Genomic DNA, 14,838 nt, shown 5'->3' on the forward strand with positions numbered 1-14,838 from the left:
CGGTTAAGCTACTGCAGCTTTTTTAACAGGTTCTTCCTCTTTCTCTAAAACGGTGGAGAGTGTCATCGGCACCTCATAACCACGGTTCTCGCACAGCCACTGGTATAGTTTGGCCACGCCCTCCTGCACATTGTGCTTCGGATACCAGCCGGTGGCTTCCTGAAACTTACGCGTGTCGGACACATAGTAATGCTGATCGCCGGGGCGCCAGTCGCCGAACTTGAGCTGGATCTCTTTGCCACGGTACTTGCTGATGGTTTTGAGCAACTCCAGCAGGCTAACCGTGTTTGAAGGACCGCCGCCGATGTTAAAGGCCTGCCCGCTTATCCGGGGCATATGCTCCTGTGCCAGCAGGAAGGCATCCACCAGGTCCTCCACGAACAGGATATCGCGCACCTGCTTGCCGTCGCCGTAGATGTTTACCGGCTCGCCCTCAATCGCCTTGATGGCAAAGTGCGCCACCCAGCCCTGGTCCTCGTTGCCGTACTGGTGCGGACCGTAGATGCAACTCATGCGGAACACCGTCATCGGCAGGTTATAGGTACGGGCATAGTCGATCACGTACTGGTCGGCAGCGCCTTTGGAGCAACCGTACGGACTGTGGAAATCAAGGTGGCGCTTCTCGGAGATGCCATGCTTCTTCACGTTCGTATCGGCAGGGTAATAGCGGGAACCGTTGGAGATAAACTCCATATCCTCCAGGCCGCCATATACTTTGTTGGTGGAGGTGAACACCAGCGGGGGCGGGTTGTCCTGCTCCCGTATCGCCTCCAGCACATTAATGATGCCGCGCGCGTTGATCTCAAAATCATTGATCGGCAGGTCCAGCGAGGTGGTCACGGCTACCTGGGCGGCAAAGTGAAACACCTGCTCGGCACGCTTCACCACTTTGCGCACGGCCTGCATGTCGCGGATGTCACCTACGTATACTTCCAGTTTATCACCATAGGTGTCGTGCAGCCACTGCAGGTTTTTCTCCACGCCTTCCCGGCTCAGGCTATCGAACACCAGCACGCGCTTGCCCTGCTCGAGCAGGCGCTTGGCCAGGTTGGTGCCCACGAAGCCGGCTCCGCCGGTTATCAAGGTATAAGGCTCTGTATTATCGTCTATGGTGCGCTTCACGTACTCCAGTTCGTGCAGTTTTTCCAGGCCGTGGCGGGCCCATAGCCTGTACAGCAATTTGCTTGTGCCATCGGCACGTTTCAGACCAAAATAATATTCACGATCATCCAGGTGGAAGCCCCCGACAGTAGGCAGGTTGGCATCCAGGTCCTTCACGGCGTACCAGTACACGCGGGCGGCATCGGCCTTCAGCACCTCCAGAAACTCCTGCAACTGCTTGTACTCATCGTGCTGCCAGGTAGAGAAGCCGGCCTCCGTTATCCAGAGCTCGGCCTTGCAGTTGTTGCGCGTCATCACCCCACGCACGGCCTTTATGTTTTCTTCCCAGCCGTCCCACATCTGGTCGAACACGTAAGGGAAGCCGTGAATGCCCACGGCATCGATGTACTGCATTACGCCATGGTCGTACATGGTCTGCAGCCAGTTCGGGTCTATCGGGCTCATGCCACCCAGCAGGGTTTTCTTACCCAGCTGCTGGCACCAGTAAGCCGCTCCGCCAATCATCTCAGCGAACTTATGCCAGCCGTAGTCCTGCGTAAAGTCATACTCCACCATGTTGTTCGGCTCATTCCAGAGTTCCACCCACTCAAAGTGCTGGCCGTGCCTGGAGATGAACACATCCAGAAAATCGGCATAGGCCTTTCTATCTTTTGGGGGGGAGGAGGTGCGCGGTTTCTCGCCTATACTAGGCGGAGTATACAAAAAGCAAGGAAGCAGGTTTACCTCCTTGGCAAGGGTAGGAATCAACCAGTCGTACCAGTCTTTCCCGCCGGGGGTATAGTAATCGGCCCAGGATACGCCGGTGCGCAGCTCCGTTACGCCCAGCTCCTTTAAACTCGCCAAAGTTTCCTTTACATGCTCATGTTCACCGGGCCTGAACCACTCTACCAGCCCCACCATCGGTAAACTTGGTTTGCTGTTGCTTATTGGTGTATCTGTATTCATCTTCATTCAAATTCTCTTTTGATGTTTTGGGTCGGGTGCTTAAACGGTTAACCCACGGGCGGCCAACTCGGCGCTTGCCTCACTTACACGATCATAGGCGATCTGCCCTTCCAGCCAGTTGGCCAGCTCCTCCAGCCCGGCATTAAACTCTACTTGCGGATAAAAGCCCAGCACCTCCCTGGCCAGCGAGATATCAGCGTAGCAGTGGCGGATGTCCCCCACCCTATACTTACCCGTGATCTCTGGCTTCAGCTCGGGTTTACCCATTACGGCGGCCAGTCGCTCGCCAATCTCGCGGATGGTGTAGTTATTGCCACTGCCTACGTTAAACACCTTGCCAGTTGCCTCTTCCTTCTCCATGGCCAGACGGCAGGCCAGTGCCACATCACGCACGTGCACAAAATCACGCTGTTGGTACCCGTCTTCGAAAATCATCGGGGAATTGTTGTTCAGAAGGCGCGAGGCGAAGATGGCCAGCACCCCGGTATAGGGGTTGGAAAGCGCCTGGCGCGTGCCGTACACGTTAAAGAAGCGCATCGCCACGGTCGGGATATTGTAGGCGCGACCCACCATCAGGCAAAGGCGCTCCTGGTCATACTTGCTAAGCGCGTACACCGAGGAGAGCGACGGGGTTTTGGACTCAGGCGTTGGCACCGGCTGCAGCTGTTCTCCCTGCTCGTTGTACAGTTCCCAATCAGCGGCCTTCAGCTGCTCCAGCGGGCGCTCCTGCACGGTGGTCAACTCACCGGCAGGGGCTTTGTACAGGCCTTCGCCGTAAATGCTCATGCTGCTGGCCACCACCAGTTTCTTTACCGGGTTCTTGATCAGCGCCTCCAGCAATACAGTGGTTCCGATATTGTTTACGTCCGTATACTCGCGCAGCTCGTACATGCTCTGCCCCACACCCACCATGGCCGCGAAGTGGAACACGTAGTCCACCCCCTCCAGGGCACGGGCTACATCCTCCGGGTTACGCACATCCCCTACCAGCAACTCCACCTCCTCGTGCAAATATTCCGGTCGCTGGCAGTCTTTGCCGTGTACCTGCTCACTCAGATTATCCAGTGCTCTAACGGTATAGCCTTGCTGCAGCAGTTCGTCTGCCAGGTGAGACCCAATAAACCCGGCTCCTCCGGTTATTAATACTCTGTTCTTCATAGTTAGGTGTTTCTGTCTGTTTAGTCTGTATTACTTGTTGTGGGTGCTGATGCTGTTGAGTGACGGCGGCTGGTGCTAAAAAGCCTGTGCCGTAGGCCTAAGGGTGATGTTGTTGATGGACACCCCGGGCGGCTGCCGCAGGGCATAAAGTACGGCATCGGCAACCTGCCCTGGTGTGATAGCTCCATAGCCTATGCTCTCTACTGTCTGGCTTCCGGACAGGGTATTTTCAAAGAAGGCTGTATCGGTTACGCCTGGGGCTATAACCGTGACACGAATACCGGGCAGTACCTCCTGGCGCAGGGTTTCAGCAACTACAGCCAGCGCGGTCTTAGTGGCAGCGTACACTCCCCCGTAAGGATATGCCTGCCCTGCCGAAACCGATGATACAATCACCACATCGCCTGCTCCCCTCTCCTGCATACCCGGCACAAAGGCGCGGATCATCCGCAGCGTGCCCATTAGGTTGGTGTTTATCACCTGCTGCCACTTTTCCGGGTCCCCCTCGATAAGCTTCTCATGCACCCCCTGGCCTGCACTGCACACGAGTATGTCTGGCGCACCCAGCTGCTGCTGCACCTCTGAAAAAAGGCTGTCTATGGCAGTGGGGTCGGCAACATCGCATGTAACCGGAAGCATACCAGAAGGAAGGCTAGGTGGCAGGTGCAGGTCGGCTATGGCGGTGGCAACTCCATCTTCAGAAAGCAGCTCTGCAATGGCTCTTCCAATGCCGGAACCTCCTCCACTTATCACCGCCTTTTTGCCTTTCAAGTGCTGCACGTTCGTCGCTAAAGTTTGTCCTCCTTATATATATAAATAGCTTTTTATAAACTGTTATCTACAACGTAGCAGAGGTAAATAGGGTTGTAGATGCTGCTACACTACTATATAAATACAGCCTAATTATTGTTCTAACTTAAGTATAAGGGATACACTATCTTCAGAATCCGGGCTTCGACACCTAAAGCATTGCACCGGGATGGCTGGTAAAGGGATCTACAGGCAAAATAACATCAGGTATGGGCGTAAACCTGGTTCCTCTCAATGTCTTCTTTAGCCGTAATGATTTTGGAGATGCTTCCATCTTTAAGTATAACTATTCTATCTGCATCAACAATGTTGGCCATTCTATGAGACACCACAAAGGTTGTTCTGCCTTTTACCAACCGCCTGAAAGCCTGCTGCACCAATGCTTCAGTCTCCGAGTCAAGGGCCGACGTAGCTTCATCAAGTATCAAAATCGCCGGGTTTCTTGCTATTGCAATCCGCTGTTTCTGTCCTCCCGATAAGTTACTTCCCTTTTCGCCAATTACAGTATCATACTTTAAAGGCAGCTCCAAAATGAACTCGTGGGCATTGGCAAGTTTAGCTGCGGCTTCTATACTTTCCTGCTCCGCATGCCGTGTACCGTAAGCGATATTATTACCGACGGTATCATTGAAAAGCAACGACTCCTGCAGTACAATCCCTATTTGCTCCCGTAGTGACTGCTGCCTTAGCAAGCGGATATCGCATCCATCAATTTTAACTACCCCATCTGTGGGGTTGTGAAGTCGCAGAATTAAAGACATAAGTGTGCTTTTACCTCCCCCACTCGGTCCTACTATGGCAATCGTTTCTCCTGCATTTACTTGTAGGTCTATATTAGAGAACACCCGTTTATTGCCAGGGTAGCTAAAGCTAACCTTTTCAAAAGTCACCTCCCCCTTCATGTTGTGAAGTTCAAAGGCGACTTTACCATCAGCTACCGGATCCTCTACCTCCATAATCTTGTTTAGTATATCCAAGGATACGGAGGCCTTTCTGAACGTCTGGTATACACCGGTAACTCCCTGCACCGGCACGAATAAGTTTCCGATGTAGCCTAAGAAAGCAATTAATGTTCCCAGCGTCATGTCCCCCCTGGCAATGGAGTAGCCGCCGTAGAAAATGGCGGCTACCCGAGCCACTGTAATCGATATGTTTTTGAAGGCTTCTACTTTAGTGTCTGTGTTAACACCTTTGAGAACGTACTCATTTGTACTGGAAATCCTGGAAAGGAAATTATTTGCCTCCACCTTTTCCATTGCCAGGCTCTTAACGGTTAGCAGGCAGGAAAACGTCTCGTGGAGGCGGCCATAGATTTTAGTCCACGATTCTATCAGGAATTTTTCCCTGTGTATTTGCTCCTTTGAAGCCCACATGCCAATCAACACCGGAACCGGTACAAAAAACAGCACGATTAAGGATAACTTCCAGTCTAGCTGGAACATCACGTACATAGAGGCGAATAAATAAACCAGGGTGGGAAGTGTGAAAAAGGCAATTTCACTGAAGGCGGCCACGAACCCATTTATAGCCCTCTCGAATTTTGTCATGGTGGCGCCTACACCTTCTCGCTGATGGTAGGACAAGGGAAGAGAGTAAAGTTTTGCGATTGCTGCTGCCTGAAGATTTGTCTGTAGTTTCAGCCTCACTTTCCAGACAAGCCAGTTGTGAACTCCGTTAACCTGCTCCCGCATTACGGACAGTACCAGAAGGGCAATAGCCGTGAAAGCAATTACTTCAGTGGGACTGTTTGTTGTTGCAATTATTTCATCAAAGAAATATTTGAGTATTAAAGGCTCTATAACCCCTATGCCAGCTGCTACTATAGCCAAAAGCACTATAATTCCTATTCTTGCCTTAAGCGGCATGATTAAATCTGCGACTCTGGGTAGAAATCTTCTCCACTCATCCATACAGCCCCTCTACCAAAAATTTACCTTTGCCACTACACAATATAGCTTTTACGGCAAAATCACCTGCTCTTACCACTGATGCTATAGGTATTTCCAGCTTATGGCTTAAAAAGGAGGTAAGGAATTCTTTTCAAACTCTAACGGATGGTTTTTCATGGTAAATCCCTGCCCCCGGTTTAATTATACTCCAGGGTGCCTCACTTGCACCGAACACACTTGCCACCAAGTATAAACTGCGTATCTTGCCCTCCCACAGCTATACTTTTCCCATGGACTTCCGCAAAGACATTCTGCTACAGGACAGCCGCGTGTTGCTACGCCCTTACAAGCCCTCTGATACTAGCGGCGTACGAGCCATTGCCTTCGAGGAGGAAATCTGGCGCTTTATGCCTGGCCGCATCAGCAATGAGCAGGAGCTGCAGGCATGGGCTGAGACCGTGGCGCGTGGCTTTGCCAACAGCACCCGCTATACGTTCATGATCGTGGATAAGGCTACCGGGCAACTAGCCGGCAGCACCAGCTATGGCAATATCTCCATACCTGATAGCCGCCTGGAGATTGGTTGGACCTGGCTCAGCAAGGACTACCGTGGCAGCGGTCTCAACCGGCACTGTAAGTTCTTGTTACTGCAGTACGCTTTCCAGGTGCTGCAGATGGAGCGGGTGGAGCTAAAGACCGACGTGCTGAACCAGCGCTCCCGCCGCGCTATGCTCAAACTGGGTGCCATCGAGGAGGGCGTGCTGCGCAGCCACACGCAGATGCACGACGGCCGCCGCCGCGACACCATCTATTACAGCATCCTGAAGGCGGAGTGGCCGGGTATCAGGCAGCGCGTGTTCGCCGACCTTTCCGCAACCGGTACTTCTGTTTAATTAAAAGCAACCACAGCAGCCCGTTGGCGGTACTTTATACCATCACCAACACTGCCCATACTTGAACACTGCTCCAAACCGCATTTTCCTGATTCGCCACGCCAAGCCCCGGGTGAAGCGCAGTGGCTTTTTTGATGTGGAGGCCGCCCGAAAGTACATCGCTGACTACGATGCGGCCCAGGTGGAGGAGTTCGTGCTGCAGCATGAAGCCATTCCCTATAAGCAAGTAAAGAAAGTATACTGCAGCACGCTGGTGCGCTCGCAACTAACCGCGCGTGCCATTTTCGGGGAGGAGGTAGAACTCAGGATTGACGCCACCTTCCGGGAGTTTGAACGGCGCATCTTTTCTCTTCCCTTCCTGCGCCTGCCCATAAAATTGTGGCTCCTGAGTGCCCGTGTGCTGTGGTTCCTGGGCTTCAACAGCCGCGACATCGAGACGTTCCGGCAGGCCCGCGCCCGCGCCCGGAGAGCCGCCGAGCTTCTGGACCAAGACGCCCGCCAGAACCACACCACCGTGCTGGTGGCGCATGGCTTGCTCAATAACTTTATACTCCGGGAGCTGAAGCGTCTGGGCTGGCAGGCAAGTATAAACGGGGGGAACAGCTTCCTGGCGGTGCATATGCTTTCGAAGTATAAATAAATTTATACTTAAATATATGCAACTTACATCTCACCGCATAGTATAATCTAAACATACTTAAATCCTAGTATCTCTAGCACTGCATTCAAAGTATAGGCCAGGCTAACTGTCACCTCCTGCTCCCATATGAACCTCGGTTTATACAGGAACAGAGAGGTTATAACCCTGTATCTGCCGCCAAACAGGCGCTTTTATCTCTTTTACTCACAAACGCATAGCTTTATGAAGAAACATGTACTACTTACCCTTCTGATGCTCTTGATGCTTCTCCCGGTGGCATGGGCTCAGACCCAGGTCGTGTCCGGCAGGGTTACCTCCGCCGCCGACCGCGCTGCCCTTCCGGGTGTAACCGTGCTGGAGAAAGGCACCTCGAATGGCGTCACGACGGGGAGTGACGGCGAATACAACCTCACCGTTCAGCCAAACGCCACGCTCGTGTTCCGGTTCATCGGCATGGCCCCACAGGAAGTGCCCGTTGCCGGGAGAGCTACTGTGAACGTGCAGCTCAGCCCCGATCAGCAGCAGCTGAGCGAGGTAGTGGTGGTTGGCTACGGTACCCAGCTGAAGCAGGAGCTGACCGGCAACATCGCGCAGATATCCGGCGAGGAGATCGCCAACATTCCCACGCCTTCGCTGGAGACGGCTTTGCAGGGCCGGGCCGCCGGCGTATATATTAACCAGGGCAGCGGCAAGCTGGGGCAGGGCATCAACATCCGCATCCGCGGGGCCGCCTCGGTTTCGGCCAGCAATCAGCCGCTCTATGTGGTGGATGGCATACCCGTTACCTCATCCGACTTAGGAACGTCCAACTCCGAGCCACTCAACCCCATCGCTGACATTAACCCGAACGATATTGCCTCCATCGAGATTCTGAAGGATGCCTCGGCCGCCGCCATCTATGGCTCCAGGGCTTCGAACGGCGTGGTGATCATCACCACCAAGCGCGGACAGGCCGGCAAGACGAACGTTACCTTCAACTACTACACCGGCTTCAGCCGCCCCACCAAGATCCGGGAGTTCCTCAATGCCGAGGAGTACATCGAGCTCTTCTCCGAGGCCATCGAGAACGTAGGCGGCGACCCTGCCAGTGTCTTCGCCAGAAACGGCCTCGACATCAATTCCCCGTACGACCAGAACTGGGGCGAAGAACCGTTCAGAACTGGCAGCGTATCGCAGTATGAGATCGCCCTGAGCGGCGGCAACGAGAAGACGCGCTTCTACATCAACGGTAACTATAACACCACCGACGGTATCCTGGTGGGCAACGAGTTCGACAGGGCCTCCGGCCGCTTCAACGTGGACCACAGCATCAGCGACCGCGTCAGGATCGGGACCAACGTTTCGCTGATCCGCACCCTGAACCAGCGCGTATCCGACGACAATGCCTTCTCGAATGTCATCCAGCTGAACGCCCTGCCTCCTATTCAGCCCAAGATCGATCCGGAAACCGGGGAGCTTAACCGCAAGACGCTCTACTACAACAACCTGATCGACCAGCGCGACGGCTTTAACGACGCCCTGACCTACCGCACGATCAGTACCGCGTTCCTGGAAGTGGACGTACTGCAGAACCTGCGCTTCAGAACCGAGCATGGCATCGATTTCCTCAACCTGCAGGAAGAGCTCTACCTGGGCAGGCAAACGCAGGACGGGGGGCCCTCCGGCTACGGGTACAACTCGCAGCTGACCTCCACCAACTACAACACCAACAACACGTTCACCTACAACGGCGTTTTCGGGGGTGAGCACAAGCTGGAGGCCCTGCTCGGTTTCAGTTACCAGCGGGCGAACACGAGCGCTGCCTCGGTCGAGGCCCGCGGCTTCCCGAGCGACAGGTTCCAGAAAATTGCCAGCGCCGCCCGCATTACGAGCGGCTCCTCCTCCGAGACGGGCTATGTGTTCGCCTCTTATTACACCCGTGCCAACTACGTATTCCGCGACAGGTACCTGTTCAGCGGCAGCGTGCGCGTGGATGGCTCCTCCCGGTTCGGGTCAGGCAACCGCTTCGGAGCATTCCCGGCGGCCTCTGCCGGCTGGATCCTGACGCAGGAGCCCTTCCTGAGCGGGTCCAACCTGTTCAGCTTCCTGAAGTTGAGGGCTAGCTATGGCTTAACGGGTAACGCCGAGATCAGCAATTTTGCCCCCTTAGCCCTTTATAGTGCCGCTGCCTACGAAGAATTGGCCGGCCTGGTACCCGCCAGCCTGCCGAGCGAGGACCTGCGCTGGGAAAAGACCAAGCAGCTGGATGTAGGCCTCGACTTCGGGTTGTTTAACGACAGGATTACGGGGGAGGTGGACTACTACATCAAGAATACCGAAGACCTCCTGCTCAACCTGCCCATCCCGGGCTACAACGGCTATACCATCATCACCAAGAACATCGGTAAGCTGGAAAACAAGGGATTTGAGTTTGTGCTGAACACGCAGAACCTGGTGGGCGAGTTCCTGTGGAGTTCCAACTTTAACATTGCCTTCAACCGAAACAAGGTGACTGACCTAGGCGGCAACACGATTTTCGGCAACTCCAGAGGGCTTGGTCAGATACGCGAAGGCGAGCCGATGGGGGTATTTTGGGGGCCGAAGTATGCCGGCGTGGATCCGCAGACCGGGGATGCGCTGTACTATGTGCAGGCCGGCAGCGATGAGACCACCAGCAACTATAGCCTGGCCGAGGAGCAGCGGGTAGGCAACCCGAACCCCGACTTTACCGGGGGCCTTACCAACAACTTCTCCTACAAGGGCTTCGACCTGAACGTGCTCCTGCAATTCGTGTCCGGAAACGACATCTTCAACATGGCCGGGTTCTTCCAGTCGGTAAACGGCGACTACTTCGATAACCAGACCAAGGACCAGCTGAACCGGTGGCAGCAGCCGGGTGATGTGACCGATGTGCCGCAGGCCCGCTACCTGGCGAGCAACGGCGGGGGAAGGTCCTCCCGCTGGGTGCAGGATGGCTCCTTCCTGAGGATCAACAATGTGAACCTGGGCTACCGGCTTCCGGCTACCCTCACCGACAGAGTTGGCCTGCAGTCGGCCAGAATCTACGTGCAGGCAACCAACCTGGCCACTTTTACCGACTACGACGGTTACGACCCGGAGGTGAACACCACCTACTTCGGCCGTAGCAACGTGAACCTTGGCCACGACTTCTACACCCCTCCGCTTGCCAAAACCTTCACGATTGGTGTAAACATTGGTCTGTAACCCTTAGCCTGAAACGACATGAAACTGAGACATAAAATACTAGCCGCCCTGTTTATACTTTGCCTCGGCTCCACGGCCTGCGAAGACATGCTGGATGTGGAGCCCAAGCAGTCGATTGACGCCAGGGATGCCATCATTACCGAAGATGACCTGCAGGGTGCCGTGATCGGAATGTATGCCATACTCGGAGGGCCTGAGCTATACGGCACCAACCTCTTGCTGCTGCCCGAACTACTTGGGGCGGAGGAGAACGTAGCCTGGTACGGTACCTTTGCCGGTTACCGGCAAGTAGCCAACAAAACCATGACTTCCGACAACATCGAGGCGCAGCGGACCTGGGTGGGGGCTTATGCCGCCATCAACCTGGCCAACATTATCCTGAGCAAGCTGGACATCGTCAGCGACCCCGCTACCCGCGACAGGATGGAGGGCGAGGCGCTCTTTGTGCGTGGCATGCTGCACTTCGAGCTGGTAAGACTGTATGGCAGGGCCTGGAACGACGGTGACCCGAACACCAACCTGGGCGTGCCGATCCGCACCACCGCTGTCACCACCGAAGAGGAGGCGAGAACCTTCGCCCCGCGCAACACCGTGGCCGAAGTATATGCCCAGGCACAGCAGGACCTGGAGCGCGCCAAGGAACTCTTGCCCGAGCTGAACGAGGAACGGGCTAACACCTATGCCGCTAGTGCTTTCCTGGCCCGCTTGCACCTGCAGCGCCAGGAGTACGCGGCAGCGCTTGAGGAAGCCAACCGCGTAATTGAGGAAGGCCCCTTTAACCTGAACCCCAGCGTGACGGCCATCTTCCGCAACGATAACACCGCCGAGTCCATCTGGGAGATACAGCAGAATGACCAGAACAATGCCGGTACCGCCAACGACGGACTCACCACCTTTTATGCCGACCTGGAAGGCATTGGCCGCGGGGACATTGCCGTGCTTTCCTACGACCTCTACGAAGAGCAGGATGCCCGCCTCTCCGAGCTCATTTACGAGGGCTTCCTGTATGGCGACATCCAAACCGGCAAGTGGACGGACTTTGGCCAAAACATTCCGGTGGTGCGGCTGGCCGAGATGTACCTGATCCGTGCAGAGGCCAATCTGAGGCTGGGCTCGGCGGTGGGCGCCACCCCGCTCGAGGACATAAACCGCATCCGGGAACGAGCCGGCGCTACCCTACTCAGCAGCGTTACCCTGGAGGATGTGCTGCTGGAGCGCCGCCTGGAACTGGCCTTCGAGGGCTTCAGGATTCACGACATCAAACGCACTGAAGACGTACTGGAGGGAGATGCCTACACCATCCCCTGGAACTCGCCGGAACTGGTGATGCCAATTCCGAGGAGGGAGATAGACGCCAGCCAGGGAGAGCTGACGCAGAACCCCGGCTACTCAGGGTAGAAAACTTTTTAATGTCTAAAAGCGGCTCTTATACTTTCAGGAGCCGCTTTTTTTATTATTTTTCTATATTAACTAAACTTTTAGTTTTGAAACTAAGTATATAGTTATATCTTTACTACATCATCACAGTTAGTTATACCTCTATGAAAGAATTGACCAAAGCAGAGGAAGAGATCATGCAGGTGCTCTGGAAGCTGGAGCGGGCTTTTGTGCGCGACATTCTGGAGGAGTTGCCGGAGCCCAAGCCAGCCTACAATACCGTGTCTACCATCGTGCGTATACTCGAAACAAAGGCCTTTGTGGGGCACGAGGCTTTCGGCAAGTCGCACCAGTACTTCCCGCTGGTAGACCAAGACAAGTATAAGAGCTTCTTCCTGAAGAACTTTATGAGCGGCTACTTCGGTGGCTCCTTCGAGCGGCTGGTGTCGTTCTTCGCCAAGGATAACAACCTGAACGTGCAGGAACTCGACCAGCTGCTTAAACACGTAAAACAGGATCTGGACGAAAAAAGCGACAGCGATGGAAGCCATACTTAATTACACATTAAAGATAAGCATAGCCCTGCTGGCTTTGTACCTATTTTACATCCTGGTGCTACGGGGCCAGAACAGCTTCCGCTTTAACCGGGCCTACCTGCTATTGGCCCCTATTATCGCGCTGCGGCTCCCCCTCATCAAGTGGCCTACCCTACTTGCCCCGGATACTTTTGCCAGCCAGGCACTGCAGGCAGTGCAACTGGATGAGCTTGTTGTGAACCCCTATCCCCCGGCAGCGGCGGAAACTGCGGCAACAGTGCAGTTGGTTAACACGGCGCTTCTAAGTTTATACTTGCTGGGTGTGGCGCTTGTGCTTTTTAAGCTGGTTCGGCAACTGTGGCAGATCCGGCAGCTGAAGGCACAGGCTACACTTGCCCGGCAGGCCGAAGGGATAAACCTATACCACCTGAACAGTCCCTACCCCGCCTTTGCTTTTGGCAAGAATATTTTCCTGAGCCGACTACAGGAGCAGTTACACCCGCAGGAGCGGGAGCAGGTCCTGGCCCATGAGCTGGCGCACGTGAAGTATGGCCACACCTGGGATGTGCTCTTATACGAAGTGCTCTCGGCCATCCTTTGGTTTCATCCCGCCGTGTGGCTCTTAAAGCAGGAGCTGCGCGATGTGCACGAATACCAGGCCGACGACGCCGTGGTGACCAGGCACCAAACACAAAAGTATACTTCGCTCCTCTCAAGGGAGGCCCTGCTAAGTATGGGCTTGCCGGTAGGCAGCTATTTTACCAAGCCCCAGGTGCTTAAGCGCCTGCACATGCTGCAACTGCAGGGGCGCAAACCAAGCTGGATACGCCCGCTGCTCGCCGCCCCGCTCTTACTGGTCTTAACCTTTCTGCTTGCCCGACAGCAGGCTACGGCCGAACACCAAGGCCTAACCGCTGCCTCAGATAGCTTGACAAGCAAGCTTCCGCCTGCCCCCCTTCGAGACGCTGAGGTGGTTGCTCCTGCCCCATCCAGAGAACAGCCTTATACTTATGTGGAGCAGATGCCAATCTTTGAAGGCGGGGATGAGGCAATGCTAGCTTTCCTAGGTAAAAATATCCGCTACCCTGAACAGGCAGAGGACGCCGGTACCGAGGGTTTGGTAGTGCTGAGTTTTGTGGTAGAAGCTGATGGCAGCCTGCACGATATCACGGTGGTGAAGTCGCTGGGCGATGGCACTGAAGAGGAAGCCATCCGCGTGGTAGAAAAGATGGACGGCATGTGGCACCCCGGCAGGCAGAACGGCAGAGCAGTTCCCGTCCAGTATACGTTGCCCGTCCGCTTCGCCATCAGGTAAAGTATAATTTATCCTTCCTGAAAGACCTTTTTCAGCTCGTTTTGGGCTGATGCAGGATACCTATTGTCTTTTCTCAAACCTTAAAACATACAAAATCATGAAAAACACATTCAGACAACTAACCGCTGCCGCACTGCTAAGTATGGCTATACTCGCTGCTGCCCCATCCGCACTGGCGCAAACATCAGAAAAACCTTACACTTACGTGGAACAGATGCCTGTTTTCAAGGGCGGGGAAGCGGAAATGATGAAATTCCTGGGCAGTAACATTAACTACCCTGCCGATGCCATAAAAGCCGGTGTGGAGGGGCTGGTGGTGCTTTCGTTTGTGATAGACGCCAACGGCTCCGTACACGATATGCGGGTAGTAAAATCCCTGAGCACCAGCACCGATGCCGAGGCAACCCGCGTGGCGAAGATGACCGACGGTAAATGGCAGCCGGGCAAGCAGAATGGCAAAACAGTAGCCGTACAGTATACTTTGCCCGTACGTTTTGCCATGAAGAATGCACCTGCCGATGCCGCCGGGCCAGACCAGCAGCCACAATTTAAGGGCGGGCAGCAAGCGCTGATGCGAACGATAAACCAGCACCTGAAAGTGCCGGAGGAGGCGAAGCAAGAGCACCTGAACGCCCGCGTAGTGGTAAAGTTCACAGTAGAGAAAGACGGCACGGTGTCCAACATCAAACTAGCTAGTACCAAGTTAAAGAAAACCGTGGGCCCCGACGCCACGCTCGACTACATGGATGCCTCCACCTTTAACCTGCAGAACAAAACCATACTTGCCAAGCTGGCAGAGGCCGCAGCAGCAGCCGTAAAAGCTACCTCCGGCCAATGGCAGCCTGCTACTAAAAACGGGCAGGCTGTAGCCGCAGAACTGGCGCTGCCGGTGCAGTTTGTAGGTAGTGAGGCAGGAGGTAAGTAGAAAAGCGCTTATTGATTTAATAAG

Annotated in this window: 11 protein-coding genes; 7 read left to right on the plus strand and 4 right to left on the minus strand. The window is 54.7% G+C overall.

The genetic code is table 11. From position 1 onward, the window contains the following. Window positions 1–3 precede the first annotated feature (3 nt). The 4 genes from OH144_RS12155 to OH144_RS12170 form a co-directional block, all read right to left on the minus strand. Complete coding sequence (locus OH144_RS12155; RefSeq protein WP_266202508.1) at window positions 4–2,073, minus strand: SDR family NAD(P)-dependent oxidoreductase; 2,070 nt, start codon at window positions 2,071–2,073, stop codon at window positions 4–6. A 33-nt stretch (window positions 2,074–2,106) separates the two neighbouring features. Continuing rightward, window positions 2,107–3,225 carry an NAD-dependent epimerase/dehydratase family protein gene (locus OH144_RS12160; protein WP_266202509.1) on the minus strand — a complete coding sequence of 373 codons (1,119 nt, stop codon included), beginning with the start codon at window positions 3,223–3,225 and terminating at the stop codon, window positions 2,107–2,109. Window positions 3,226–3,300: 75 nt separating this feature from the next. Further along, on the minus strand, window positions 3,301–4,005 hold the full coding sequence (locus OH144_RS12165) for an SDR family oxidoreductase (RefSeq protein WP_266202510.1): 705 nt from the start codon (window positions 4,003–4,005) through the stop codon (window positions 3,301–3,303). Between the two features lie 233 nt (window positions 4,006–4,238). After that, window positions 4,239–5,945, minus strand: a complete 1,707-nt coding sequence (locus tag OH144_RS12170) for an ABC transporter ATP-binding protein (protein ID WP_266202511.1) — start codon at window positions 5,943–5,945, stop codon at window positions 4,239–4,241. Window positions 5,946–6,214: 269 nt separating this feature from the next. Here OH144_RS12170 and OH144_RS12175 point away from each other — a divergent pair, with 269 nt between their 5' ends. The 7 genes from OH144_RS12175 to OH144_RS12205 all read left to right on the plus strand — a co-directional run bounded on the left by OH144_RS12175 (window position 6,215) and on the right by OH144_RS12205 (window position 14,814). After that, window positions 6,215–6,817 carry a GNAT family N-acetyltransferase gene (locus tag OH144_RS12175; RefSeq protein WP_266202512.1) on the plus strand — a complete coding sequence of 201 codons (603 nt, stop codon included), beginning with the start codon at window positions 6,215–6,217 and terminating at the stop codon, window positions 6,815–6,817. Window positions 6,818–6,878: 61 nt separating this feature from the next. Further along, window positions 6,879–7,457, plus strand: coding sequence for a phosphoglycerate mutase family protein (locus tag OH144_RS12180; RefSeq protein ID WP_266202513.1), 579 nt, complete (start codon window positions 6,879–6,881; stop codon window positions 7,455–7,457). Window positions 7,458–7,679: 222 nt separating this feature from the next. Further along, window positions 7,680–10,661, plus strand: a complete 2,982-nt coding sequence (locus OH144_RS12185) for a SusC/RagA family TonB-linked outer membrane protein (protein WP_266202514.1) — start codon at window positions 7,680–7,682, stop codon at window positions 10,659–10,661. An 18-nt stretch (window positions 10,662–10,679) separates the two neighbouring features. Next, window positions 10,680–12,059, plus strand: a complete 1,380-nt coding sequence (locus tag OH144_RS12190; protein ID WP_266202515.1) for a RagB/SusD family nutrient uptake outer membrane protein — start codon at window positions 10,680–10,682, stop codon at window positions 12,057–12,059. A 143-nt stretch (window positions 12,060–12,202) separates the two neighbouring features. Continuing rightward, a complete protein-coding gene (locus tag OH144_RS12195) occupies window positions 12,203–12,595 on the plus strand; it encodes a BlaI/MecI/CopY family transcriptional regulator (RefSeq protein ID WP_266202516.1) in 393 nt (130 codons plus the stop codon). Next, the gene (locus OH144_RS12200) at window positions 12,579–13,889 is read left to right on the plus strand and encodes a M56 family metallopeptidase (protein ID WP_266202517.1); all 1,311 of its coding nucleotides are present in this window, start codon (window positions 12,579–12,581) and stop codon (window positions 13,887–13,889) included. The genes OH144_RS12195 and OH144_RS12200 overlap by 17 nt, the downstream gene beginning before the upstream one ends. Window positions 13,890–13,986: 97 nt before the next feature. After that, window positions 13,987–14,814, plus strand: a complete 828-nt coding sequence (locus OH144_RS12205) for a TonB family protein (RefSeq protein ID WP_266202518.1) — start codon at window positions 13,987–13,989, stop codon at window positions 14,812–14,814. Window positions 14,815–14,838: the final 24 nt, after the last annotated feature.

It is taken from the genome of Pontibacter kalidii (assembly GCF_026278245.1).
Lineage (GTDB): Bacteria > Bacteroidota > Bacteroidia > Cytophagales > Hymenobacteraceae > Pontibacter > Pontibacter kalidii.